The sequence below is a fragment of the Photorhabdus aegyptia genome (assembly GCF_000612035.1).
In the GTDB taxonomy this organism is placed as follows: Bacteria; Pseudomonadota; Gammaproteobacteria; order Enterobacterales; family Enterobacteriaceae; genus Photorhabdus; species Photorhabdus akhurstii.
In genome coordinates this window covers 32,159-57,374 of the sequence record NZ_JFGV01000013.1, presented here as the reverse complement: position 1 = coordinate 57,374, position 25,216 = coordinate 32,159, and the positions used below count along the sequence as shown (strand labels likewise).

Below are 25,216 nucleotides of genomic sequence, written 5' to 3'. Positions count from 1 at the left end.
TGCCTTTCGTCTTTTGGGGTGACGCATGGACAGAGAAATAGATAAATTGAATAGCGAAATAACGATTGATGGCCTGCATTGGATACCCCGTTGGAGAATTAACAACGGTCAGAAGGATTCTTTTGTTATACCTTTTCCTACAACCTATCCAGTAAACATTGTTTATCATGGCGAAAGTGAATTTAAATATGGTCAATACGGAATACATCTTGGCCAGCAAGATACATTAACATTTCTTGGAGATGAGAGACAATTAATACTAGCAAAATTTATCGATTGCCGAAGTGGATCTCCAACATTTAAAAACAAACTGGAGTTTTACATTACTCCATCATTTGAAAAAACACTGATTATTCCTCCTGGTGTTGCCCATACATTCCATAATCTTGAAAATGTTTTCACATTGAATTCTTATAAGCTTCTTTTGCCTCCGTTGGAACAAATTTATCATGGCAATATGCAGTGGTCTCCAGAGAATGACATAATAAATATACCTGAAGATATCTCGGCAGATGATATTGTAGGTTATGCACCAATGACTGAAGAAGCGTCGGATCTGGTTTACCATCGGATAGGTGAGTTTCAGGCTGAGAACTTGAAGAGCTATAAATATCAACATGCGGAAACGAGAAAGTTTGTCCTTGATGATGGAAAAATAGTCAATTTAAGGTTGTGAGAAAAGATTGATGATGAAACCAAGCCTGTGCTTCCTACATCAAAGATTAATGGTGTCTTATTCAGAGAACTGCCGTCTATAAAGACGGGAAAAGAAAGCTGTATTGTTCCTCTAACGCGAAAATCACCATTATATCTTGTGGAACATGGAATAAAACACTACGATTTCGACTCATATGGTTTACATCTTGGTCAAGAAGATCATCTCATATTTCTTGGCAGTTCCACACAGAAATTAACGTTAAAACTGGTTGATATGCGGGAAGGCTCAAATACCATTTTTGTTGAGGATGAAATAATATTTTATCCGTCTCCGAATTTTGAGCTAATTATTCCTTGTGGTGTTGCTCACGCTCTTACGAATATGGCTAATATTATCACGGTAAACCGTCCGGTTCTTTACCTTGATAGCCAACGGGAATATCTGCCTGGTCACGATGTTATTGATTGGCCAATTGAAAACACCAATTATATGAGTTATAAGACGAATCAGATTGAAGCTGATTATGATTTTTATACTGATATGGTATCCAAACAGCGTGAAGTTATAAAGGAACCTCCGACTCATAATACGCCAAAATCTGTTGTAGTCTATGACGAAAATACAGGAAAGTATGTCAAGGTTATTTTAAAAGAAAAAAGTAACTTGTAAGGAATTGAAATGAGCACTCTGTTTTTTTATTTTTTATTTTTAGTTCTGACTGCTGATGGACTCATGGTATTTATAACACCTGTTGTGGTTTACATGCTAACGGGTAGTATAGAATATTCGGGATTGTCATATGCCATATGGTGGTTACCACGACTTGTACTTATTCCTTTAATTGGAAGATTTATAGATAATATAGGAGTGAGGCCGTTATCCATAATTTCAGATTGTATTAAGATTGCAGGGTGTTTATTTCTTGTGATTTGTAATTTTCATGATCCATTAATTATATCTATTGCATTTGGCATTGTGGGGAGTTTAATATCAATTGGTAACTCTCAGACAATGATTTCCTATGAGAAAATAATTGCCATATTAAGCATACATAAAGAACATCATGTCAATTTGATGGCTAGGATGGACTTCTTAGGTATGATAATAGGCCCGATTGTTGGAATGTTATTTATAGATATGGGGTATAAGTATATCCTTTTGATACCTTGCTTATTTTATTTCTTTAATGCTGGTTATTTTATTTTCACCAATGCTAACTTAGGTAATAAAGAAGCGAATGAAATATCAAAAAATAATCTTGATACAGATAAAAAATCTCACTTTAATTCATTGATTTTTATTATGTCTACCCCCATTATTCTTGTTGTGATAGGACTTGCTATTGGAAACAATATGTTCGATGGATTGGTGGAATCATCAGGAGCAGCGCTTATAGATAAGAATATGGAACTGCCAGTTAAATATTTCGGATTTATAGATGTTGCTGCCGGTATTTGTGGTGTTCTGGGAACATATATTTATGGAATGGCATTGAAAAGAATTTCAAGAAGTTCCCTTCTATTTCTTGGATTATTTATTATTGCCATACCATCGTTTGTTTTAATTTTAAATCCTAATTCTATCTGGGTATTCATTATATGTTATGCCTTGACTATTATTGGTAAGGTGATCACTGGTAATGTAAACAGAATAGTAAGAATCGAAATTATCCCAACGGCTATATTGGCTAGTACATCATCAATCATAGTATTGCTTTGTCAGTCAGTACTCCCCATTGTTGGTATTCTCTTGTTTTTCTTTGGAGGGCATAAGAATATTGTTTATTATTTGATGACACTTTCTGTATTTATCGCGTTACTTTCTGGTGTTCTTCTTGTGAAATTTATGAAGAATAAAGCCATTGAAAATACTATTTATAAAGATCAATGAATTCATGCCGCACTTGCTATCAGTTCGAAATCCACAATGCTTATTAAACTTCAAGCGAGTTCAACGAGCATTAAACATTGGAAGAAATAGGATAGCAATACGTTCATAACGGACTGGAAGAGGGGGAAAAATCTACCTTCTTCCAACCCTTGGTTTATTACGCTTTTATCTCGCCAATGGGCAGAATAGTGCGTCCATACTGTTCATTTAGCACTTCTGCCATTGCCAGATAAAATGCGCTGGCACCACAAATTATCCCTTCATAGCCAGCAATCGTCAGAAGAGTGGTATTTCCGGTAAAGTTGCCAATGGCTAACATAGCGAACAACAGAGTCAGACCACCAAAGATAAACTGTAGCACGCGGTTAGCCTTGAAGGTGCCAAAGAACATAAATAGAGTAAACACGCCCCACAGGCCAAGATACACCGCTAAATATTGGCTGCTGGTGGCTTCTGCCAATCCCATTTTGGGGAGAAATAATAGTCCAACCAGACTGAGCCAAAACAACCCATAAGAGGTGAACGCGGTTGCGGCAAAGGTATTGCCTTTCTTATATTCAAAAAGCCCTGCCAATACTTGGGCCAGACCGCCGTAGAAAATGCCCATACTCAGGATAACGGATGCCAGTGGAAAGAAACCTGCGTTATGCAGATTCAGAAGAATGGTTGTCATGCCGAAGCCCATTAAACCTAAGGGGCCGGGATTAGCCAGTTGATTCGCGTTCATAAGTCCTCTGAAAGAAAGTCATATACCCGTCATCTTTCAAGTTGCCTCTTTGTTGGCTGCACTCACTCACCCCGGTCACATAGTTTTCTATGCTCCCGGGGATTCGCTCCCTTGCCGTCGCGATGCATCTTGAAATCCATAGGGTATAAATAGCAAAGGTGGCGAATCATAATGATCTGTCAGCAAGGAAACAATGACCTTTGAAATAATAAAAAGGTTTTTTTTTCACATCCCCCCTTGATGATGGTTTTAACGACCCCATCTTATAATCAACCGCAGTTGCTAATCGCTGTCCTATACAGCCGGTATATATAAGCAAAGGTGAGGAATCGCGTAGAGGCATAAAAATGGGTGCCATTGAAAAGCAGAAAGTTATCCTCATATTGATTAGCAACTTGACTGATTACGAATTTCTTTGGAGGCGTTTAGATGGGTAAAATTATTGGTATCGACCTGGGAACTACCAACTCTTGTGTAGCTATTATGGATGGCACGACAGCTCGTGTGCTGGAAAACAGCGAAGGTGATCGCACAACTCCTTCCATCATTGCTTATACCCAGGATGGTGAAACTCTGGTTGGTCAACCGGCTAAACGTCAGGCTGTTACTAACCCGCAAAATACGTTGTTTGCTATTAAGCGTCTGATTGGACGTCGTTTCCAAGACGAAGAAGCGCAACGCGACGTAGCTATCATGCCATACAAAATTATTGCGGCAGATAATGGCGACGCATGGCTGGAAGTGAAAGACCAGAAAATGGCTCCTCCTCAGGTTTCTGCTGAAGTTTTGAAGAAAATGAAGAAAACAGCGGAAGATTATCTGGGTGAGCCAGTGACTGAAGCGGTAATCACTGTACCTGCATATTTTAACGATGCTCAGCGTCAGGCAACCAAAGATGCTGGCCGTATCGCAGGTTTGGAAGTAAAACGTATTATCAACGAACCAACGGCCGCTGCGCTGGCTTATGGCTTGGACAGAGAAGTGGGTAACCGTACTATCGCGGTTTATGACCTCGGTGGTGGTACTTTCGATATCTCTATTATCGAAATCGATGAAGTTGACGGCGAAAAAACCTATGAAGTGCTGGCAACCAACGGTGATACTCACTTGGGCGGCGAAGACTTCGACAGCCGTATGATCAACTATCTGGTTGACGAATTTAAGAAAGATCAGGGTATTGATCTGCGTAATGACCCACTGGCAATGCAACGTCTGAAAGAAGCAGCAGAGAAAGCAAAAATTGAACTTTCTTCTGCACAACAGACAGATGTTAACCTGCCATATATCACCGCAGATGCAACCGGTCCTAAGCACATGAACATCAAAGTGACCCGTGCGAAACTGGAATCACTGGTAGAAGATCTGGTTAAACGTTCTATGGAGCCTGTACGAGTTGCATTGCAAGATGCTGGCCTGTCAGTTTCTGATGTGAACGATGTCATTCTGGTGGGTGGCCAGACCCGTATGCCAATGGTACAGAAAGTCGTCGCTGACTTCTTCGGTAAAGAGCCACGTAAAGATGTGAACCCTGACGAAGCGGTAGCAATGGGGGCTGCGGTACAGGGCGGTGTTTTGGCCGGTGATGTGAAAGATGTCTTGTTGCTGGATGTTACACCACTGTCTCTGGGTATCGAAACAATGGGTGGCGTAATGACTTCCCTCATTGCGAAAAACACTACGATTCCAACCAAACACAGCCAGGTGTTCTCTACGGCGGAAGATAATCAGTCTGCGGTAACTATCCATGTGTTGCAGGGTGAGCGTAAACGTGCCGGTGATAACAAATCTCTGGGCCAGTTCAATTTGGATGGTATTCAGGCAGCTCCTCGTGGTATGCCTCAGATTGAAGTGACTTTTGATATCGATGCTGACGGTATTCTGCATGTGTCTGCTAAAGACAAAAATAGTGGCCGCGAACAGCAGATCACTATTAAGGCTTCTTCCGGTCTGAATGAAGAAGAAATTCAACGGATGGTTCGTGATGCAGAAGCGAACGCGGAATCCGATCGTAAGTTTGAAGAGTTGGTACAGGTCCGTAACCAGGCAGATCAACTGGTTCACGGCACGCGTAAGCAAGTAGAAGAAGCTGGTGACAAACTGCCGGCAGAAGATAAAACCGCGATTGAAAGCGCTGTGGCTGAGTTGGAAAAAGTTGCTAAAGGCGAAGACAAAGCGGATATCGAAGCGAAAATTCAGGCTTTGGTTCAGGCTTCCGCTAAGTTGTTGGAAATTGCCCAGCAGCAGGCTCAAGCTGGTGCGACCGCAGACGCTGGCGACAGTGCGAAGAAAGATGACGACGTTGTAGACGCTGAATTCGAAGAAGTTAAAGATAAAAAATAATTGCCCTTAGCGGGCGCGGCGACAGTTATGACAATTGTTGCTGATTAACCGGCACGGGCGTTGAGGGAACTCTGCGCCCGTGCGCGTATGTTAAGGGTAAAATAAGAGATGGCAAAGAGAGACTGTTACGAAGTTTTGGGTGTTTCCAAAACAGCGGACGAAAAAGAGATTAAAAAAGCCTATAAGCGGCTGGCAATGAAATATCACCCTGATCGTAATCAGGGCGATAAAGATGCGGAAAGCAAATTCAAAGAAGTTAAAGAAGCCTATGAAATTCTGACGGATGATCAGAAACGAGCTGCTTATGACCAATATGGTCATGCTGCTTTTGAACAGGGTGGCATGGGTAGCGGCGGCGGCGCTGATTTTAGTGATATCTTTGGTGATGTTTTCGGTGATATCTTCGGCGGTGGTCGTCGTCAGCAGCGTCCAAGTCGCGGGGCTGATTTGCGTTACAGCATGGAGTTGACGCTGGAAGAAGCGGTTCGTGGTGTGACCAAAGAGATCCGCATCCCGACACTGGAAACTTGTGATACCTGTCATGGCAGCGGCGCTAAAGCAGGAACCAGCCCTGTAACCTGCTCAACCTGTCAAGGTGCTGGTCAGGTTCATATGCGTCAAGGGTTCTTCACCGTTCAGCAACCTTGTCCACACTGTCATGGCCGTGGTCAGATCATTAAAGATTCTTGCCATAAATGTCATGGTCATGGGCGAGTTGAAAGATACAAAACCCTGTCTGTTAAAATCCCGGCAGGTGTGGATACCGGCGACCGCATTCGTTTAAGTGGCGAGGGTGAAGCTGGAGCAAAAGGCGCACCAGCAGGTGATCTGTATGTTCAGGTACAGGTGAAATCGCACCATATTTTTGAGCGTCAAGAGAGTAATCTCTATTGTGAAGTGCCGGTTAACTTTGCAATGGCGGCACTGGGCGGAGAAATTGAAGTTCCAACCCTCGATGGCCGTGTGAAACTGAAAATACCTGCGGAAACCCAGACAGGTAAAATGTTCCGCATGAAAGGTAAAGGTGTTAAATCTGTCCGCGGTGGTGTTCAGGGTGATTTATTGTGCCGGGTAGTGGTAGAAACGCCGGTTAAATTAAATGAAAGACAGAAAGAATTACTGCGCGAATTGGGTGAATCTTTCGGTGGGACCGGCGAAGAAACGAATAGCCCACGTTCTAAAAGTTTCTTCGATGGCGTAAAGAAATTCTTTGATGATTTGACCAAGTAAATATCTTCACATAATAGAGCTGGATTGCTAAATAAAGCTCGAATTATGGGTAAAAAGTCCTCGTTTTAGATGAGGACTTTTTGTTTTGATTGAGAATTATAAACTAAACGTGATTTGTGTGAGCAAATTATAGGCATCATCCTCTTTCGGTGTCACTGATGGGTGATGAGTATACGATAAGCTATTAGTCCAATAGATGCCGTTGTAAACACGATAGCTATATGCTACAGAAGCGGTTGCACTATAACTTTCAGCAAGTTGACCATTGCGGGCAAAATAATTTTTTGCATCGTCACTGAACTTATTATAGGCCAGACCAAAAGTAACCATATCGTTTGGACGCGAATCAAATGGACCAATGCTGAACAGTGATAATGAAATATCGGCATTAAACAGGTTACGATCCTTTGGCGCATAGTTGGCTTTACCGTCAATATACCAGCCACGGAAAGGCATTGACGTATCCGGCTTGGTTATTTGGTGGGTAGCGGCGATATAATGAGAGTAAGTGTAATCTTCATACTCTGAATTGTTATAGTTAAAATAAGGGGTTTTATTGAACACCGATCCACCCCGAAGCCAGATCATATTTTCAGTTTCATTAGCATTAACACGATAACCTAATTCGTTGATGACTAAAGTTCCCGCACTGGGAAGTTTCCAGCGCAGACCATAAGTATTATATTTTGAATCGACTTTTAAACCTTCTGAACTTTGACTTCTGGCAACGCCAATGTGGTCATACCAACGTTTATTTTCCGATAAAAACCGGATATCTATCGATGGACTTGGTTTGCTAATGGTTAGTCCAGCCTGGGACAACATCACACTAGTTGGCCCTAGCGCTGATGATGCTGTACTGCTACCCAAAAATAAGCCATAAAAATGGGAGAGTAGTGTCGTATAGCCATAATTTAATATGACTCGATCATTCAATAAGGGTTGATTAATGGAAAAGGCTGAGACAAAAGGATGCCCATCTTGACCATTATTTTTGAAGTTATTATAAGCATAGGTCAAACCTAAACGCAGTTGTGCTTTATCAGTGAAACCAATCCGTGATAAATCATAAGTGAGTTCTGTCGCGGCGATATTACCGGTAGTTAAGCGCTGTCCCATATAATTGGGATTAGGCGTATTTTTCCAGCTTCTTGATATATCGTAGGTTAGATTAGTAAGCAGTTGAAAATTTGCATAAAAGCCACGATCTGCCATCTCTTTTCTAAGGCCGCCCCATTCAGGAAATACCGTATCGCATGCAGATGAAACCGAAGGTGTTTCTGGTCCTCTTGGTAAAAGCGTATCATACGAATGACAGTTATTTTCCGCTGCTACAGTGACATTGTTATAAAGTAAAATAAGTGGAATCGTGAGTAAAAGAAATTTATTGGTTATTTTCATTTTCTACCTCCGGGGCTTGAAGGGTATTACCGTGACTGCTGATCACCTCTTTATACCAACTAAAACTTTTTTTACGCCGCCGTTCTAATGTTCCATTGCCTTGGTCATCACGATCAACATAAATAAACCCATACCGTTTTGACATTTCTGCGGTAGAAGCGCTGACTAAATCTATTGGCCCCCATGAGGTATATCCTAATAACTGAACTCCATCTTCAATGGCTTCCCGTATCTGAAATAAATGATCGTTAAGATATTTAATACGATAATCATCAATAATAGAGCCATCGTCTTGAATAACATCTCTGGCGCCCAAACCGTTTTCTACAATAAACAGGGGTTTTTGGTAACGGTCATATAACATATTGAGAAGATAGCGAATGCCTTTAGGATCGATTTGCCATCCCCATTCTGAGCTGGACAGATAAGGATTTTTCACCGGATTAATGATATTCCCTGACGTCTTGATAATCTCAAGGTTTGCTGTTGCGCAGCTACTCATGTAGTAACTGAAAGAGAGGAAATCAATCGTTTCTTTGAGTGCTATTTTATCTTCATTTGTGATATCAAGTGTGATATTTTTTTCTTTAAATAGACGGGTCATATAAGATGGATAATATCCACGAGCTTGTACATCAAAGAAGAATAGCCATTCACGATTCTTTTTCAATGATTCTAATATATCATCGGGATGACAAGTTAATGGATAATAAGGGGCCGCTGCCACCATATTACCTATTTTTGCATCAGGAATAATTTCATGGCAGGCTTTAACTGCGTTGGCGCTGGCAACTAATTGATAATGTAGCGCCTGATAAATATCTTGAATTTTACTGTTTTCTGGTAGTCCTGCACCGGTAAAACAGGAGAATAAAGACATGTTAATTTCATTGAATGTCAGCCAATATTTTACTTTATGTTGATAACGTTCAAAAACAATTCTGGCGTAATGGTCAAAAAATGCAATTGTTTTCCGATTTCCCCAACCACCATATTTTTTTACTAAGCCATAAGGCATTTCAAAATGAGAAAGCGTAATGAGTGGTTGAATATTATATTTTATCATTTCATCAAACAGGCGATCATAAAAAGCCAGGCCGTTTTCGTTCGGTATTTCTTCATCTCCCTCAGGAAATATACGTGTCCAGGCGATGGAGGTTCTCAGGCATTTAAATCCCATTTCAGCAAATAGCGCAATATCCTCAGGATAACGATGATAAAAATCGATACCAATATCCTTAATATGAAAATCACCTAAATTGCGTTCTATGCTGTGACCAATAACGCCGTGGGGTTGCATATCTGAGGTTGATAACCCTTTTCCATCTATTTGATGGGCTCCTTCAGCCTGATTTGCAGCCAGTGCTCCTCCCCAAAGGAAGTTATTTGGAAATTGTTTTTTCATGGTTTGTCCTCTTGTTAATTGCTCGTTAAACTTGGAAGATATTCTCTTAATATGATTCTTTAAATTAATTGTTTGCACGGGATGTTATTAGTGGAACTTTTACTTCTGATGGCAAACCGAATAAATAGGTTGCGATACAAGAGAAGATAAATGAACCTAACGAACCTAATATGACACTCCAGAAAGCACTATCTATGCCGGCGGGAGAAATAAATGAGGTAAACGCAAAGATACCCATGCCACTAACGTTATATGCTGTTCCTGAGTAAAAACCGACAATTGCTCCGCCAAGCGCCCCACCAATACAACCGATAATAAATGGACGTTTTAGTGGTAGTGTGACACCATAAATAGCAGGTTCGGTGATGCCAAAGAGACTTGATATCAGTGCAGTACCTGATAATGTTTTCATATTCTTATCACGTGTACGTAAAAATACCCCCAGAGTTGCACCTGCTTGACCAAATATTGCTGGCTGGAGCAGTGGAGAGAGCATATCTTTTTTCTGGGTCATCATGTTATTGATCATTATTGGGATAAGCCCCCAATGCAGACCGAAAATAACACAAACTTGCCACACTGCGCCCATTAGGAGTCCGGCAATGACCGGGTTTAATTGATAGAAGAAGAGATATCCGGCAGCCAGGCCATTACTAAGCTCTGTTGCTACAGGGCCAATAACGAGAAACGTTAAAGGAACGGTAATTAATAGGCACAGGAAAGGTGTGGCAAACAGTTTGACGGAGGAATGAAACCAGCTATTAAACTTCTTTTCCAGCAAGCAGCTAAACCATGCTGATAAGATAATGGGAATAACGGTTGAGCTGTAATTAATGAAAGAGATAGGAATACCAAGGAAATTGAGGTGAACGGCAGAAGTCGTTTGAGAAAGTTTAAATGCCTCGGTCATGGTGGGATAGGTTAAGGCGGCCCCGATCACCATAGTAATAAAAGGGTTGCCTCCGAACCGTTTACCTGCGGTATATCCTAATAAAATAGGCATGAAATAGAGCATGGCATCGCCGGTAGCGTATAAAATTTTATAGGTTCCGCTGTCTATGCTCATCCAATTGAACACGTCGGATAAAGCGAGAATACCTTTAATTAATCCGGCTGCGACCAATACACCTAATAGCGGAGTAAAAATACTGGAAATAATATCAATGGTGACATCAAAAATACGTTTTAAACCTTTCGCATTATCTTGTTTTATCCCTTGCGGCGACGTTACACTTTGTTTAACCTCAGTTTTTTCTGTATTATCTTGTAAGTATTGATTAATATCGTCGTAAACATCCCCTACGTGACTACCGATGACTACCTGATATTGCCCACCACTCTCTACTACGGTAATAATTCCCTTAGTCTGTTTGAGTAATTCGCTATTGGCCAGACTGCTGTCTTTAAGTTTAAATCGTAAACGAGTAGCACAATGGACCAGGCTAGATATATTCTCTTTCCCACCTATTGCGCTGACTATTTTCTCTGCCAGACTTTCGTATCTCATTGGACTTCCCCTTCATTTAATACGCTGAAAACAGCGAAAGACCGAATTTAAGGCAAAAAAAAACCTAACCCATCATCTACAATCGCCTTGGAATAAGGGGATCGTGACGTGATGGATTAGGTTTTGCCCGACGTTAGTCGCAACTAAGTCGGTAACAAGCCTATATCAATTGGTTAAAAACTAATTACTCCTTGTGATACTTGCAAGTTATTAAATTTAATTTTGGTAAAAATGTGATACTTATCATAAATACCTTGGGTAAGTTGGGTATGTTGCTGTGTCGTTGACTTTGTAAAAATAATGCCTTAGCCTGAAAGATAACATAATGAATATAGTGTACAGGAGTGTTACTGATAAGATCAGGCACAACCAGGTCACAAATATATTTCACCCATTTTATAGATTTAGGTTAGTGCATATAATGGTTTATCCTGTAAGGTATCTATTTTGTTAACGATAGTAAAACTCATAAATAATAATGTCGTTCTTGCCATTGATGAGAACAATAATGAAATTATTCTAATGGATAAGGGCGTAGGCTTTAATAGAAAAAAGGGGGATAAACTTAATATTCAGGATGTTGCAAAAGTCTTTACTGTTGAAAAGAACGATAAGATTAATCAGATCTTTGCCACTATTCCAGCTTCAGTTATAGAGCTAACCGAGAAGATTATCTCATTAGGGGAAGATATTCTTGGCAAATCTCTCAACGATTCATTACTCATTACTTTATCAGAACATTTAAACTTTGCATTTGAGCGTGTGAGTAAAGGATATCAGATTAGTAATGTCTTGCAATGGGAGATCCCTCATCTATATTCGTTGGAATATGAAGTTGGCAAACAGGCTCTTATCCATATTAATAGCCAGCTTGAAAAGCCATTACCGCCGATAGAAGCTTCATTGATTGCCTTGCATTTTGTTAATGCTCAATATGAGGGGCAAACGATGGGAGACACATTAAAATTAACGAATCTAATTAATAAAACTGTTAAGCTTATTCACTACTATTTCCATGTTAACCTTGATACAACGTCTGTAAATTACTCTCGTTTTATTACACATCTGCGATACTTCCTGATTAGACAAAATAAAAATGAGCATTCTTCTGCTATTGAGATGGATTTTTCATTGCAAGAATTGATAGAAGAAAAATATTTCAAAAGTTACAACTGCGCAGTTAAGCTAATTAAATATCTGAGGGAGAAATACCAATGGAAAGTGCCTGATGATGAATTGATTTATTTAGTGATTCATATAGAACGAGTGGTTAATGATAGTTACAAGGGCAGAGATTTTTAATGAGTGGATCGTCAAACGAGTGTCAATTGCCAAGCCAAGCTAAGAGTATGAGATGAGTATATTTGTGTGATTTAGATTTTTTAGTCATAGATTAGAGGTGGGGGATAAAATGAATGGTGAAGATTTTGCAAAAGAGATTATTGTGTTTCTTGGTGGAGGAGCAAATATAAATAAAAGTTGGCATTGTGTGACTAGATTGCGTTTTAATATTATAGATGATAGTCAAGTAGATATTGCAGCGATCAAAAAAATGCAGGGGGTTATGGGAGTACGTTTTCACAGCGGGCAATTACAAATAATTATTGGTAATAGAGTTGTTGAAATATTTAGTGAAATCATTAAGCAATTAAAAGAAAATCAAGAAAATGATGATGGCGCCAAAAAGGGTTTCATTAGTCATATTCTTGATATTATTTCAGGCATATTTATTCCCGTATTGCCGGTAATTATAGGCGCGGGTTTACTGAAAGGCGGATTAATTTTTTTATATATGATGGATTGGGTTTCAGAGAAGAGTAATGAGTATAAAATATTATATATTCTTTCTGATGCCCCTCTCTATTTTTTGCCCGTTCTTTTGGCTTTTTCAGCGGCAAGAAAATTTAAAACAAATGAATTTATTGCAGCTACGTTAGCATGTATTTTAATTTATCCAACATTATCTGACCTTGTGAGCAGTTCTGGTGGTGGATATTTCAGTGCATTTGGTATTACTGTTCCGGCTGTTCATTATAGTTATACTACCATTCCAATTATTTTAGGTGTTTGGTTGCTCAGTTATATTCATCGATGGGTAGATAGGTTTATTCCATCGATATTAAAAATAATATTTACACCATTATTGGTCTTATTAATTTCTGTCCCTATTTTATTGATTATTGCTGCACCGTTGGGAAATACAATTGGTTTGTATCTTGAACAGTGGCTTTTAATATTATTTTCCGTGGCTGGACCATTTGCGGGATTATTGTTAGGTGGATTAGTCCCTATTTTAGTCATTGCAGGGGGGCATTATGCCTTTTTGCCGAGTGTTTTTGCTAATTTTAAATCTCTCGGATACGATTTTATGTTATTACCTATCAGTTTTGTTAGTAATATTGCACAAGCTGGCGCGACATTAGCAGTTGCAATTAAAACTAAAGATAGCCAAATGAAATCATTAGCTTATTCATCTTCATTCTCTGCTTTTTTAGGCGTAACTGAACCCGCAATGTATGGTGTTACGCTTAAATTAAGGAAGCCTTTTTATGCTGCATTAATGGGGGGCGCAGTTGGCGGCGCTATTGTGGGTATTTTCTCGGTGAAAATATTTGCTTTTAGTGTACCGGGATTGGTGTCATTACCTTTTTATATGCAAAAAGGTAGCAATAACTTTATTTTTATTTTGCTTGGTATTGTTAGTAGTTACTTAGTGGCGTTTATATCCACCTTATTAATGAAATTAGAATCTAATGTTGATTCTATAGTATTAATAAAGTCAAAATTTTCAAAAAAGAATAAAATCACATTACGTTCTCCGATGACCGGTACAATAGCATCTCTCTCAAATGTACCCGATGATACTTTTTCTGAAAAAATTATTGGTGATGGTATCGCTATTATTCCTACCGAAGGTGTGGTTAAATCGCCTTTTAATGGTAAGGTTTCAATGATTACTCCGACTGGGCATGCTATTGGTTTAATTTCTGATCAAGGAGTGGAATTATTAATTCATATTGGTATTGAAACAGTAGGTTTGCAAGGCGCAGGATTTAATTTGCAAATTACAGAAGGACAGAAAGTGGTTGCTGGTGAGGTATTAGTTAATTTTGATCTGGAATTTCTTCAAGAGAATGAAATCCAGATTATATCGCCAATTATTGTAACTAATAGTGAGGAATATCACTCAATAATTCCTACTAAAAGAAAAGAAGTTATTGGATGTAAAGATAATTTGTTGGTTATTAATCGATGTTAATTTATTTTTCAAGTAATTAGTGTATCTTGATAATATTCTTGATGTTTATCTTTTGTATTTAAAGATTGCATATAACCAGTTTTTATATCCGTTAATTATTTGTTCTGTTTTCTCGTTGTTATTGTATTTTTTATTTTATCTGCTGAATTTTTAGATATTATCTCGTTATATAAATTATGAAAAAATATATTTTTCATAATATGAAGTCATATTGAATACTAATATTTTGAGATGAAAAATTAAACCATCTACATTGACAATTAGCCCTAAAAGGGCTACTTTTTATTGTGTAATAATATAAGGTAGCGGAATGGCCGCAGCCTGGCATCCCTAAAAAGGAAGAACGATGAGTACTACTGAAATGACTACTGCTGAACTCGAAAAAATCCACGCTGAAATAGCAAAATTAATGGCAGAAACGACAAAGATAAATCGTGAGGCTACATGGTATCCGATTGTTGTGGCTTCTAGCCTTATTGGTGCGGTAGCTACCATCACAACTCTATTGCTCAAATTCATTTAATTAATTGGCCCCGTAAGGGGCTTTGTTCTGGAATACTTATGCGACTGATCGGCAATTATTCTCCTCCTACTACAGAAGATCTCATTAAACTCAAAGAAGAATTAGGCTTCACCGGAGAACAAATGGCCGATTTAGCGGGAGTTTCCGGTAACAACCAATGGAGAAAATACACGGGTGGGAAAATGCCACGCGTTATTTCTTCGCATATTCTATTCTATATAGCAACACAGTTAACGCTATCAGAAGATGATTTAAACCGCATTTTGGTTAAAATGCGGGAAATTGGTGCTAATGTAAGATAAATAGGGCCTCTCCCACTTAACGATTTCCTCTGATTGATAATCTATTTTATTGAGATGTAGATCATGAATAGATCGGTTATAGCGAATCATTCTGGTTATAAAATCGATTTTTTTCGAAACCATCGCTAGAGTACCATTTAAGTCCGATCAATTTCAGAGGTTAATCATCGTGACAGCAATTATTCGTCAATTCCTGAAATTAGAAGCGGCTGGAGGGCTCCTTCTTATCATTGCTGCCATTATTGCGCTGATAATGGCAAACTCACCACTACAAGATATTTATCAGCAATTTCTTAATCTTCCGGTGGTAGTGCAATTCGCTGCACTGGAGATCAATAAGCCCTTATTGTTGTGGATTAATGACGGCTTAATGGCGGTCTTTTTCTTGATTGTTGGTCTGGAAGTAAAGCGGGAACTTCTGGAAGGCTCTTTGGCAGGGCGTGATAAGGCAGTATTTCCGGTGATAGCGGCGATAGGTGGTATGGTCGCTCCGGCACTAATATATCTGTTATTTAATGGTAATGATGAGTTTACCCGTCAGGGGTGGGCTATTCCTGCGGCAACCGATATTGCTTTTGCCTTGGGTGTGATGGCGCTATTGTCTAAACGAGTACCAACAGAACTCAAAGTTTTCTTGTTGGCGCTAGCGATTATTGATGATCTGGGCGTTATCGTGATTATCGCTCTGTTTTATACCAAAACAGTTTCTTTTGTGGCGCTTGGATTGTCAGCCGCGATGATTGCTTTGCTGGTTTGGATGAATTGGCGTGGTGTCGAAAAAACATCGGCTTATCTGGTTGTTGGCGCTATTCTTTGGGTTTGCATCCTGAAATCAGGTGTTCATGCAACACTGGCTGGCGTCATCATTGGTTTTCTGATTCCTCTGCGTAGCCAGAATGGTCATTCACCATCTGAATCACTTGAGCATGGTTTGCACCCTTGGGTGGCGTATCTTATTTTGCCATTATTTGCCTTTGCCAATGCAGGCGTCGTCCTGAATGGCGTTACGTTAAGTGGTTTGACCGATATATTACCGCTAGGTATTGCTGTGGCTCTGTTTATTGGTAAGCCATTGGGAATTTTTCTGTTTAGCTATATTTCTATTAAGATCGGATTTGCTAAATTGCCACAGCAGATTAATCTTAAACAGATATTTGCGGTTTCCGTTCTTTGTGGAATCGGTTTTACTATGTCTATCTTTATTTCAGGATTGGCCTTTGAAGGGGTAGATGAATCTTTCAGTATCTATTCTCGTCTTGGCATTCTGATGGGTTCAACCATCGCTGCGTTTATGGGTTATGGCTTGTTACGAATGGTCTTACCAAAGAAAAAGTGATGGCAGTGCCGTGGTAAATTCATTAATTTAGCCGGTAGTTTCAGAAAGAATTTCCGAACTGACTCTCATTTTTGTACTCGCGGTACAATAATAAAATGGTATCGCGGATATTTTATGTAGTGGAAAACAGGAAATCGCCGTAAAACGGTAAATTAGAGATGTATGGCTAGGTAGTCTGTTAGACGAAAGCGATACATAAGGAAAAATATATGCGGGTGTCACATCTGAATTTTAATCATCTCTATTATTTCTGGCATGTTTGCAAGGAAGGATCTGTGGTTGGGGCGGCAGAGGCGCTTTATCTAACACCTCAGACGATTACTGGACAGATAAAGGCGCTGGAGGAGCGTCTGGGAGGCAAGCTGTTCAAACGTCAAGGTCGGGGTTTAGTACCATCGGAACTAGGGCAGCTTATCTTCCGCTATGCGGATAAGATGTTTATGCTGAGCCAGGAGATGTTGGATATCGTTAACTACAGCCGTGAATCTAACCTTTTATTTGATGTTGGTGTTGCTGATGCACTGTCCAAACGTCTGGTTAGTCAGGTATTGGAAACGGCGGTTGTGGAGCATGAACAGATCCATCTACGTTGTTTTGAATCAACTCATGAATTGTTGCTGGAACAACTCAGCCAGCACAAACTCGATATGATATTGTCTGATTGTCCGGTGGATTCTTCCCAGCAGGAAGGGCTATTTTCAGTAAAACTGGGTGAATGTAATGTGAGTTTTTTCTGCCGACAACCTATCCCGGGAAAACCTTTCCCGGAATGTTTGGAGGAACGTCGCTTATTGGTTCCAGGACGCCGCTCTATGTTGGGGCGTAAGCTGTTGACTTGGATACGTAATAAAAATCTTCAGGTTGAAGTATTGGGTGAATTTGATGATGCCGCGTTAATGAAAGCGTTTGGTATGTATCATAATGCGATTTTTGTAGCGCCATCTTTGTATACCAATGATATTTTTGCAGATAATGATATTGCTGAAATTGGTCGGTTGGATGCGGTGCAGGAAGAGTATTATGTGATTTTTGCTGAACGAATGATTCAACACCCGGCTGTTCAAAGGGTATGTAATAAAGATTTTTCTGCGTTGTTTAATGTGCCACCTAAGAAGCGCGCTTAAAAAATAATTGATAATAACTGCAAACACAAAAAAACCGGCGCAGGCCGGTTTTTCAGTAATCCAAACGCAAATTATTGCATTGCGTTGATTTGAGCCGTCAGATTAGATTTATGACGTGCTGCTTTGTTTTTGTGGATCAGACCTTTACAGGCGTGACGATCGACAATAGGTTGCATGTCATTAAATGCTTTCTGTGCAGCTTCTTTATCGCCAGTAGCGATAGCAGCATATACCTTCTTGATGAAGGTACGCACCATAGAACGACGGCTAGCGTTGTGCTGACGACGTTTTTCAGACTGTATGGCGCGTTTCTTAGCTGATTTGATATTAGCCAAGGTCCAACTCCCAAATATATTCTATCGAGGACAATTCAAAGGCCGAGGAATATGCCTGTTCAACCTTCTTTTGTCAATGGATTTGTGCAAATAAGCGCCGTTGTACCGCGGCAACTTGTTTCGTTGTGATGGCGCAGGATTTTATCAGCTTACTTAGCGGGAATACAGTCTTTCACAATAAAAATCTCATTGAATAGTCCAGATAGAAATAAAATGAATATTTTTCGGGATTCCTGCTCGTTTTTGTTGTATGAATCAGGGCTATTGATTTAAATCATCTTATGATGGTGGGTTAACCTTGAGCTTTGTACAAGGTATAATTTGGCAATTTCCAGGGTATTGAGCCAGCTATGGAGCTAATTCGCGGTATACGTAATATCCGGACATGTCACCGCGGTTGCGTGTTGACGATTGGTAATTTTGATGGCGTTCACCGAGGTCATCAGGCACTACTGAAACACTTAAAACACGAAGGGCAGCGTCTTGGATTACCAGTAATGGTCATGATTTTTGAGCCACAACCCTTGGAGTTTTTTGCTAAGGGCAATGCTCCTGCGCGTCTGACGAGATTGAGGGATAAGGCTAAATATCTCGCCCAATGTGGCGTGGATTATTTATTATGCGTGAAATTTGACAGAAATTTTGCGGCAAATACGCCAGAAGCTTTTGTTTCACGGTTGCTGGTGGAAAAATTGGGTGTTAAGTTTCTCGCTGTAGGAGACGACTTTCGTTTTGGTCAAGCTCGCAGTGGTGATTTTGCCTTTTTGCAACGAGCCGGTGAAACATACGGCTTTGATGTGACTAACAGTGAGAGTTTTTGTGATAATGGTTTGCGGATCAGCAGTACAGCTATCCGTCAAGCATTGCAAAATGATGATTTGGTATTAGCCGAAACATTATTGGGGCATCCATATAGTATTTGCGGCCGGGTCGTTCACGGTAAACGATTAGGAAGCACTATTGGTTTTCCAACAGCTAATTTGCCGTTAAAACGATTAGTGGTTCCTGTACAAGGCGTTTATGTTGTTGAAGTCTATGGTGTAGGAGATAAGCCCTTACCGGGTGTTGCCAATATTGGTACACGTCCAACAGTTTCTGGTCAGGGTCAACAACTTGAAGTACATCTAATTGATACCCAAATGGATCTCTATGGGCGTTATATTGATGTGGTGTTACGCAAAAAATTGCGTAATGAGCAGCGGTTTGCTTCTCTTGATGCACTCAAGCAGCAAATTGCTAATGATTTGGTCGCTGCGAGGGAGTTTTTTAAACAGCGGCCTGTGTCATGTATCTAGCGGAAAATTGGAATTGAGAATCGAATGAGTGACTATAAAAATACCCTGAATCTGCCAGAAACAGGGTTTCCAATGCGTGGAGATTTAGCAAAGCGCGAACCAGATATGTTAAAACGTTGGTACAAAGATGAGTTGTATCAGGTAATTCGTAAAGCCAAAGCCGGTAAAAAAACATTTATTCTGCATGACGGCCCTCCTTACGCGAATGGCAATATTCATATTGGTCACTCAGTCAATAAGATTCTCAAAGATATTATTATTAAATCCAAAGGGATGGCGGGATATGACTCGCCATATATTCCTGGTTGGGATTGCCACGGTTTACCTATTGAGCTTAAGGTTGAGCAGATTATTGGTAAACCCGGGGAAAAATTTTCCGCCGCTGAATTTCGTGCCGAGTGCCGTAAATATGCCAAAGAGCAGATTGAAGGTCAGAAGAAAGACTTTATTCGTCTGGGCGTATTAGGTGACTGGGAACGTCCCTATCTGACGATGGACTTTAAGACCGAAGCCAACATTATTCGCGCATTGAGCCGTATTATCGCTAATGGTCATTTGTTGAAAGGCGCTAAACCTGTTCACTGGTGTGCTGATTGTGGTTCATCATTGGCCGAAGCGGAAGTTGAGTATTACGATAAGACTTCGCCGTCGATTGACGTGCGTTTTAAGGCAGTTGATGCAGCCGCCGTTTGTGAGAAATTTGGGGTGCAGGCACCAGATCAACCAGTCTCTCTGGTTATCTGGACAACCACGCCGTGGACGTTGCCAGCTAACCGGGCGATCGCTTTGCATGCTGAATTTAGCTATCAATTAGTGCAGATTGAGGGCGAATGTCTGATTCTGGCTGCTGATTTGGTAGAAAGTGTGATGCAGCGTGCGGGTATAACTTCGTGGGCAGTGCTAGGGCATTGTGCGGGGTCCGCTCTGGAGCTGCTGCGCTTCAAACATCCGTTTATGGATTTTGAGTCACCGGTTGTGCTAGGTGATCATGTGACTCTGGATGCAGGTACCGGTGCTGTGCACACGGCGCCAGGTCACGGCCCGGACGACTTTGTTCTTGGTCAGAAATATGGCTTGGAAGTTGCAAATCCGGTTGGTCCTAATGGTTGCTATCTGCCCGGCACTTATCCTTCACTGGATGGCATGTTTGTCTTTAAGGCGAATGATGTTGTGCTGAATATCCTGAGTGAAAACAATGCTTTGTTGCATTTGGAAAAATTACAGCACAGTTATCCTTGTTGCTGGCGCCATAAGACGCCTATTATTTTCCGGGCTACGCCGCAGTGGTTTGTCAGCATGGATCAAAAGGGTCTGCGCAAACAATCGTTGCAAGAGATCAAAGGAGTTCAGTGGATTCCGGGTTGGGGTCAGGCCCGTATTGAGGCAATGGTTGAAAACCGCCCTGACTGGTGTATTTCACGTCAACGTACTTGGGGCACGCCGATGTCTCTTTTTGTCCATAAAGAGACAGAAGAACTTCATCCACGTACTATCGAATTGATGGAAGAAGTTGCGAAACGTGTTGAAGTTGACGGCATTCAGGCGTGGTGGGATCTGGAACCCGCCGAACTGCTTGGTGATGACGCGGCTAACTATGCCAAAATTTTTGATACGTTGGATGTATGGTTCGATTCGGGATCAACTCACGCAACGGTGGTTGATGCTCGCCCTGAATTCCAGGGTAACGCTGCGGATATCTATCTTGAAGGTTCAGATCAGCACCGTGGCTGGTTTATGTCTTCCCTGATGATCTCAACGGCAATAAAAGGTAAAGCGCCTTACCGTCAGGTGTTAACGCATGGTTTCACTGTCGATGGTCAGGGCCGTAAGATGTCTAAATCTATCGGTAACACCATCAGTCCTCAGGATGTCATAAATAAATTAGGGGCAGATATTCTGCGTCTATGGGTTGCTTCTACTGATTACACCGGTGAAATTGCGGTATCTGATGAGATCTTGAAACGCTCTGCTGATGCATATCGTCGTATCCGTAACACGGCGCGTTTCTTGTTGGCAAACTTGAATGGTTTTGATCCTGAACAGCATAAGGTTGAACCAGAAGAGATGGCGGTGCTGGATCGTTGGGCTGTAGGCAGAGCTCAGGCAGCGCAGGCAGACATTGCAAAATGCTACGATGAATATGATTTCCATACCGTTGTTCAGCGTATGATGCAATTCTGTTCTGTGGAGATGGGATCGTTCTATCTCGATATCATTAAAGACCGTCAGTACACCGCTAAGAGCGACAGTGTGGCGCGTCGTAGTTGTCAGACTGCGTTGTATCATATTGCGGAAGCGTTGGTTCGCTGGATGGCGCCTATCCTCTCCTTTACTGCCGATGAAGTTTGGAATGAGTTGCCTGGCAAACGTACTCAATATGTATTTACCGAAGAGTGGTATGACGGTTTGTTTGGTCTGGCCGCGGGCGAAGCAATGAATGATGCTTTCTGGGCTGATTTGTTGGCAGTGCGTGGTGAAGTTAACAAAGTGCTGGAGCAGGCCCGGGCAGACAAACATATCCGTAGTTCATTAGAAGCCGCAGTGACGTTGTACGCCGATAATGAACTGGCGGACAAACTCAATAGCCTCGGAGATGAATTGCGTTTCGTTCTGCTAACATCTCAGGCTGTTGTTGCAGATTATGAGCAGGCTGGTGAAGATGCGCAACAAAGCGAAATCAATGGTTTGAAAATTGCTTTCCGCAAAGCGGATGGCGAAAAATGCCCTCGTTGCTGGCATTACGCTAAAGATGTGGGATTGGTGGCGGAACACGCAGAACTTTGTGGCCGCTGTGTAACTAATGTTGCCGGTAACGGCGAAGAACGTAAGTTTGCCTGATGAATAAACCCATTTGCTCCACCGGCCTTCGCTGGCTTTGGTTAGTTGTTGTGGTATTGATTCTGGATCTGGGTAGTAAACAGTTAGTGTTGCAACACTTTCATCTGTATAAATCCGTTCCATTGATACCTTATTTTAATCTGACTTATGCCCAGAATTTTGGGGCGGCTTTCAGTTTCCTTGCAGAGAAAGACGGTTGGCAGCGTTGGCTATTTGCATTCATTGCTGTTGCTATTTCAGTTGTATTGATGGTGATGATGTATCGTGCCAGTGCAAAGAAGAAACTGAATAATATCGCTTATGCCCTGATTATTGGTGGAGCATTGGGTAATCTGTTTGACCGGTTGGTTCATGGTTTTGTCATCGATTTTATTGATTTTTATGTCGGTGATTGGCACTTTCCAACTTTTAATATCGCCGATATGGCGATATGTATCGGGGCTGGATTGGTTATCATTGATAGCTTTTTAAACCCTGATGAAAAGACAATCAAAGTGGGATAAGTAATATGTCAAACCAGGTGCAGGAGGATAGTGCAGTTTTATTGCATTTCATTTTAAAACTGCAAGATGGCTCCATTGCCGACTCCACTTACACTCAGGGTAAACCTGCATTATTTCGTTTAGGTGATGGAACCCTTTCCTCACCTTTGGAACAGCAGCTTACTGGGCTAAAAGAGGGAGATAAACATACCTTTACTCTGGCTGGTGAGGCTGTATTTGGTAAACCGAATCCTGATCTAATCCAATATTTTACTCCGCGTGATTTTGCTGAAACGGGGATGCCTGAAATTGGCACTATAATGTTATTTACGGCGATGAATGGCAGTGAAATGCCAGGCATAGTCAAAGCCGTAACAGAAGAATCTGTGACTGTTGATTTCAATCATCCGTTAGCTGATCAGAATGTTACGTTTGAAGTCGAAGTGTTGGAAATTGAACCACAATTGGAGGAAAACCATGCAGATATTGCTGGCTAACCCTCGCGGTTTTTGTGCCGGCGTTGACCGTGCTATCAGTATCGTAGAACGCGCACTGGAATTATATGGTGCGCCGATCTATGTTCGTCATGAAGTTGTGCATAATCGTTATGTTGTAGATAACCTGCGCAAGCGAGGGGCTGTCTTTATTGAAGAAATTTCAGAAGTACCGGATGATGCGATTCTGATTTTTTCGGCACACGGTGTTTCACAGGCTATTCGTGCAGAAGCGCGTTCCCGCAATTTGACCATGTTGTTCGATGCGACTTGTCCTTTAGTGACTAAAGTCCATATGGAGGTAGCAAGAGCCAGCCGTAAGGGCAAAGAAGCTATTCTGATTGGTCATGCTGGACATCCCGAAGTTGAAGGTACAATGGGGCAGTACAACAATGCGGAAGGTGGAATGTATTTGGTCGAATCTCCGGAAGACGTATGGAACTTGAAAGTCAAAGATGAAGACAACTTGTGTTTTATGACTCAAACCACGTTATCCGTTGATGATACTTCAGAAGTGATTGATGCACTTAATGCGCGATTCCCAAACATTGTTGGTCCTCGTAAAGATGATATCTGCTATGCGACGACTAACCGTCAGGAAGCGGTGCGGGATCTAGCGTCTGATGCCGATATTGTTTTGGTTGTCGGTTCGAAGAATTCATCTAACTCTAATCGTCTTGCTGAGTTAGCTCAGCGAGTTGGTAAGCCTGCTTATCTGATAGACTCTGCTGAAGATATTAAAGAAGAGTGGATTACCGGTACCTCCCTGATTGGTGTAACCGCTGGCGCTTCGGCACCGGATATTTTAGTTCAGCAAGTTATTGAACGCCTGAAAAATCTTGGGGCTGATTCTGTCAGGGAATTACATGGTAGGGAAGAAAATATTGTGTTTGAAGTACCGAAAGAGTTACGTGTTGAAGTCAAAGAAGTTAGATAAATAATCTAATTTATCAAGATAAATAATAATAAAGTAGTGTATATACTCTTTATTTAAAACATTCATCTGACTGATCATCATGTTAAATCAGGAAAAGGACTAACTTCATAGTGAGGGCTTATGGCTGATACAGATATTCGTGTTGCTATTGTTGGCGCTGGTGGGCGTATGGGACGTCAGTTGATTCAGGCTATTTATCAATTAGATGGTGTGGCTCTTGGGGCAGCATTGGAACGCTCAGGTTCTTCTCTGATTGGCGCTGATGCCGGAGAGTTGGCGGGTATTGGTCATACAGGTGTGACTGTTTGTGATGATCTGAAAAGTATCATTGATAATTTTGATGTCCTTATCGATTTTACCCGTCCGGAGGGAACGTTGGCTCATCTTGAAATTTGTCGCCAGAACGGTAAAGCGATAGTGATTGGTACAACTGGCTTTGATGAGGCTGGTAAGCAGACAATTAAAGAGGCTTCTGCTGATATCCCGATTGTTTTTGCTGCGAATTTCAGCGTGGGTGTGAATCTGGTACTTAAGTTATTAGAAAAAGCAGCGAAAGTGATGGGGGAGTATAGCGATATCGAAATTATCGAAGCGCATCACCGCCATAAAGTGGATGCGCCATCAGGAACAGCTTTAGCAATGGGAGAATCTATTGCGCATGCTTTGGGGCGGGATCTTAAGTCGTGTGCTGTCTATGCCCGTGAAGGTTATACCGGTGAACGTGATGCGAAAAGTATTGGTTTTGCGACTGTCCGTGCCGGGGATATTGTGGGTGAGCATACCGCTATGTTTGCCGATATTGGGGAGAGAGTAGAGATAACGCATAAGGCTTCCAGTCGGATGACGTTTGCAAATGGCGCTGTAAAGGCTGCTTTATGGTTAAGTGGTAAAAATAGTGGTCTTTTTGATATGAAAGATGTGCTGAATCTCGACTTGCTTTGAAAAAACATTTTTATAACTTATTGATATCGCATAATTAAAAATTTCATTGTGCGATTTTTAATTTCTTTATTTAATTTTATTATTTTTTGGTCTATTTTTTCTATTTTTGTCTTATTTCCAACCTTGATTTTTTGTTTTTTTCTCCTTTTTATGATTATTTTTAACTTTTCATCTGAGAATCAAGTTTTCTA

General features: G+C 41.0%; 22 protein-coding genes. 17 read left to right on the top strand and 5 right to left on the bottom strand.

What is annotated here, in order from left to right; genetic code table 11:
• Positions 1-25 precede the first annotated feature (25 nt).
• The 3 genes from BA1DRAFT_RS23935 to BA1DRAFT_RS05930 are packed head-to-tail and all read left to right on the top strand — an operon-like array spanning position 26 to position 2,548.
• Positions 26-676 (top strand): dTDP-4-dehydrorhamnose 3,5-epimerase family protein, encoded by a 651-nt coding sequence (locus BA1DRAFT_RS23935; protein ID WP_235200982.1) that lies wholly within the window; start codon positions 26-28, stop codon positions 674-676.
• 27 nt (positions 677-703) lie between these two features.
• A complete protein-coding gene (locus BA1DRAFT_RS23930; RefSeq protein WP_235200981.1) occupies positions 704-1,327 on the top strand; it encodes a hypothetical protein in 624 nt (207 codons plus the stop codon).
• 9 nt (positions 1,328-1,336) lie between these two features.
• Positions 1,337-2,548: an MFS transporter gene (locus tag BA1DRAFT_RS05930; RefSeq protein ID WP_036777032.1), complete on the top strand. Its 1,212-nt coding sequence runs from the start codon at positions 1,337-1,339 to the stop codon at positions 2,546-2,548.
• 157 nt (positions 2,549-2,705) lie between these two features.
• Here BA1DRAFT_RS05930 and satP read toward each other — a convergent pair whose 3' ends face one another.
• Complete coding sequence (gene satP, locus BA1DRAFT_RS05925) at positions 2,706-3,275, bottom strand: acetate uptake transporter (RefSeq protein ID WP_036777030.1); 570 nt, start codon at positions 3,273-3,275, stop codon at positions 2,706-2,708.
• A gap of 429 nt (positions 3,276-3,704) precedes the next feature.
• On the opposite strand from satP, the gene dnaK reads away from it, so the two are divergent.
• Together dnaK and dnaJ are read left to right on the top strand one after the other, a co-directional pair.
• Complete coding sequence (gene dnaK / locus BA1DRAFT_RS05920) at positions 3,705-5,615, top strand: molecular chaperone DnaK (RefSeq protein ID WP_036777027.1); 1,911 nt, start codon at positions 3,705-3,707, stop codon at positions 5,613-5,615.
• Positions 5,616-5,723: 108 nt separating this feature from the next.
• A complete protein-coding gene (dnaJ, locus tag BA1DRAFT_RS05915; RefSeq protein WP_036777025.1) occupies positions 5,724-6,845 on the top strand; it encodes a molecular chaperone DnaJ in 1,122 nt (373 codons plus the stop codon).
• A gap of 96 nt (positions 6,846-6,941) precedes the next feature.
• On the opposite strand, the gene BA1DRAFT_RS05910 is transcribed toward dnaJ, so the two are convergent.
• The 3 genes from BA1DRAFT_RS05910 to BA1DRAFT_RS05900 form a co-directional block, all read right to left on the bottom strand.
• Positions 6,942-8,246, bottom strand: a complete 1,305-nt coding sequence (locus BA1DRAFT_RS05910) for a carbohydrate porin (protein WP_082303643.1) — start codon at positions 8,244-8,246, stop codon at positions 6,942-6,944.
• Entirely contained in the window at positions 8,230-9,651 is a 1,422-nt protein-coding gene (ascB, locus tag BA1DRAFT_RS05905) for a 6-phospho-beta-glucosidase (protein WP_036777023.1), read from the bottom strand. The genes BA1DRAFT_RS05910 and ascB overlap by 17 nt, the downstream gene beginning before the upstream one ends.
• Before the next feature lie 64 nt (positions 9,652-9,715).
• Positions 9,716-11,158 carry a PTS transporter subunit EIIC gene (locus BA1DRAFT_RS05900; RefSeq protein WP_051560680.1) on the bottom strand — a complete coding sequence of 481 codons (1,443 nt, stop codon included), beginning with the start codon at positions 11,156-11,158 and terminating at the stop codon, positions 9,716-9,718.
• Positions 11,159-11,605: 447 nt separating this feature from the next.
• Here BA1DRAFT_RS05900 and BA1DRAFT_RS05895 point away from each other — a divergent pair, with 447 nt between their 5' ends.
• The 6 genes from BA1DRAFT_RS05895 (at position 11,606) to nhaR (ending at position 17,702) form a co-directional block, all read left to right on the top strand.
• Positions 11,606-12,460 carry a PRD domain-containing protein gene (locus BA1DRAFT_RS05895; RefSeq protein ID WP_036777021.1) on the top strand — a complete coding sequence of 285 codons (855 nt, stop codon included), beginning with the start codon at positions 11,606-11,608 and terminating at the stop codon, positions 12,458-12,460.
• A 109-nt stretch (positions 12,461-12,569) separates the two neighbouring features.
• Complete coding sequence (locus BA1DRAFT_RS05890) at positions 12,570-14,417, top strand: beta-glucoside-specific PTS transporter subunit IIABC (RefSeq protein WP_036777019.1); 1,848 nt, start codon at positions 12,570-12,572, stop codon at positions 14,415-14,417.
• A 346-nt stretch (positions 14,418-14,763) separates the two neighbouring features.
• A complete protein-coding gene (locus BA1DRAFT_RS23475) occupies positions 14,764-14,940 on the top strand; it encodes a hypothetical protein (RefSeq protein ID WP_160169991.1) in 177 nt (58 codons plus the stop codon).
• 38 nt (positions 14,941-14,978) lie between these two features.
• Positions 14,979-15,242, top strand: a complete 264-nt coding sequence (locus tag BA1DRAFT_RS05885) for a helix-turn-helix domain-containing protein (protein ID WP_036777018.1) — start codon at positions 14,979-14,981, stop codon at positions 15,240-15,242.
• A 169-nt stretch (positions 15,243-15,411) separates the two neighbouring features.
• Entirely contained in the window at positions 15,412-16,578 is a 1,167-nt protein-coding gene (gene nhaA / locus BA1DRAFT_RS05880; RefSeq protein ID WP_036777016.1) for a Na+/H+ antiporter NhaA, read from the top strand.
• 209 nt (positions 16,579-16,787) lie between these two features.
• Positions 16,788-17,702: a transcriptional activator NhaR gene (gene nhaR / locus BA1DRAFT_RS05875; RefSeq protein WP_036777013.1), complete on the top strand. Its 915-nt coding sequence runs from the start codon at positions 16,788-16,790 to the stop codon at positions 17,700-17,702.
• Between the two features lie 71 nt (positions 17,703-17,773).
• Here the strand turns inward: nhaR and rpsT are convergent, their stop codons facing one another.
• Complete coding sequence (rpsT, locus tag BA1DRAFT_RS05870) at positions 17,774-18,037, bottom strand: 30S ribosomal protein S20 (protein ID WP_036777011.1); 264 nt, start codon at positions 18,035-18,037, stop codon at positions 17,774-17,776.
• Positions 18,038-18,387: 350 nt separating this feature from the next.
• Here rpsT and ribF point away from each other — a divergent pair, with 350 nt between their 5' ends.
• The 6 genes from ribF to dapB all read left to right on the top strand — a co-directional run bounded on the left by ribF (position 18,388) and on the right by dapB (position 25,025).
• Positions 18,388-19,332, top strand: coding sequence for a bifunctional riboflavin kinase/FAD synthetase (gene ribF, locus BA1DRAFT_RS05865; protein WP_036777009.1), 945 nt, complete (start codon positions 18,388-18,390; stop codon positions 19,330-19,332).
• Positions 19,333-19,356: 24 nt separating this feature from the next.
• The gene (ileS, locus tag BA1DRAFT_RS05860) at positions 19,357-22,170 is read left to right on the top strand and encodes an isoleucine--tRNA ligase (protein WP_036777006.1); all 2,814 of its coding nucleotides are present in this window, start codon (positions 19,357-19,359) and stop codon (positions 22,168-22,170) included.
• A complete protein-coding gene (gene lspA, locus BA1DRAFT_RS05855; protein ID WP_036777004.1) occupies positions 22,170-22,673 on the top strand; it encodes a signal peptidase II in 504 nt (167 codons plus the stop codon). Before ileS ends, lspA begins: the two co-directional genes overlap by 1 nt.
• A 5-nt stretch (positions 22,674-22,678) precedes the next feature.
• Positions 22,679-23,149, top strand: coding sequence for an FKBP-type peptidyl-prolyl cis-trans isomerase (gene fkpB, locus BA1DRAFT_RS05850; RefSeq protein ID WP_036777002.1), 471 nt, complete (start codon positions 22,679-22,681; stop codon positions 23,147-23,149).
• Positions 23,130-24,083, top strand: coding sequence for a 4-hydroxy-3-methylbut-2-enyl diphosphate reductase (gene ispH / locus BA1DRAFT_RS05845; RefSeq protein ID WP_036776999.1), 954 nt, complete (start codon positions 23,130-23,132; stop codon positions 24,081-24,083). Before fkpB ends, ispH begins: the two co-directional genes overlap by 20 nt.
• Positions 24,084-24,203: 120 nt before the next feature.
• On the top strand, positions 24,204-25,025 hold the full coding sequence (gene dapB / locus BA1DRAFT_RS05840; RefSeq protein ID WP_036776998.1) for a 4-hydroxy-tetrahydrodipicolinate reductase: 822 nt from the start codon (positions 24,204-24,206) through the stop codon (positions 25,023-25,025).
• The last annotated feature ends 191 nt before the right edge of the window (positions 25,026-25,216 follow it).

Bases quoted from the DNA above. Each gene is read 5' to 3' on its own strand.
- BA1DRAFT_RS23935 (WP_235200982.1), top strand. From the start codon at position 26: ATGGACAGAGAAATAGATAAATTGAATAGCGAAATAACGATTGATGGC.
- BA1DRAFT_RS05890 (WP_036777019.1), top strand. From the start codon at position 12,570: ATGAATGGTGAAGATTTTGCAAAAGAGATTATTGTGTTTCTTGGTGGA.
- BA1DRAFT_RS05930 (WP_036777032.1), top strand. From the start codon at position 1,337: ATGAGCACTCTGTTTTTTTATTTTTTATTTTTAGTTCTGACTGCTGAT.
- BA1DRAFT_RS05885 (WP_036777018.1), top strand. From the start codon at position 14,979: ATGCGACTGATCGGCAATTATTCTCCTCCTACTACAGAAGATCTCATT.
- dapB (WP_036776998.1), top strand. From the start codon at position 24,204: ATGGCTGATACAGATATTCGTGTTGCTATTGTTGGCGCTGGTGGGCGT.
- fkpB (WP_036777002.1), top strand. From the start codon at position 22,679: ATGTCAAACCAGGTGCAGGAGGATAGTGCAGTTTTATTGCATTTCATT.
- dnaJ (WP_036777025.1), top strand. From the start codon at position 5,724: ATGGCAAAGAGAGACTGTTACGAAGTTTTGGGTGTTTCCAAAACAGCG.
- dnaK (WP_036777027.1), top strand. From the start codon at position 3,705: ATGGGTAAAATTATTGGTATCGACCTGGGAACTACCAACTCTTGTGTA.
- BA1DRAFT_RS05900 (WP_051560680.1), bottom strand. From the start codon at position 11,158: ATGAGATACGAAAGTCTGGCAGAGAAAATAGTCAGCGCAATAGGTGGG.
- ispH (WP_036776999.1), top strand. From the start codon at position 23,130: ATGCAGATATTGCTGGCTAACCCTCGCGGTTTTTGTGCCGGCGTTGAC.
- ascB (WP_036777023.1), bottom strand. From the start codon at position 9,651: ATGAAAAAACAATTTCCAAATAACTTCCTTTGGGGAGGAGCACTGGCT.
- ileS (WP_036777006.1), top strand. From the start codon at position 19,357: ATGAGTGACTATAAAAATACCCTGAATCTGCCAGAAACAGGGTTTCCA.
- nhaR (WP_036777013.1), top strand. From the start codon at position 16,788: ATGCGGGTGTCACATCTGAATTTTAATCATCTCTATTATTTCTGGCAT.
- lspA (WP_036777004.1), top strand. From the start codon at position 22,170: ATGAATAAACCCATTTGCTCCACCGGCCTTCGCTGGCTTTGGTTAGTT.
- satP (WP_036777030.1), bottom strand. From the start codon at position 3,275: ATGAACGCGAATCAACTGGCTAATCCCGGCCCCTTAGGTTTAATGGGC.
- BA1DRAFT_RS05910 (WP_082303643.1), bottom strand. From the start codon at position 8,246: ATGAAAATAACCAATAAATTTCTTTTACTCACGATTCCACTTATTTTA.
- ribF (WP_036777009.1), top strand. From the start codon at position 18,388: ATGGAGCTAATTCGCGGTATACGTAATATCCGGACATGTCACCGCGGT.
- BA1DRAFT_RS23475 (WP_160169991.1), top strand. From the start codon at position 14,764: ATGAGTACTACTGAAATGACTACTGCTGAACTCGAAAAAATCCACGCT.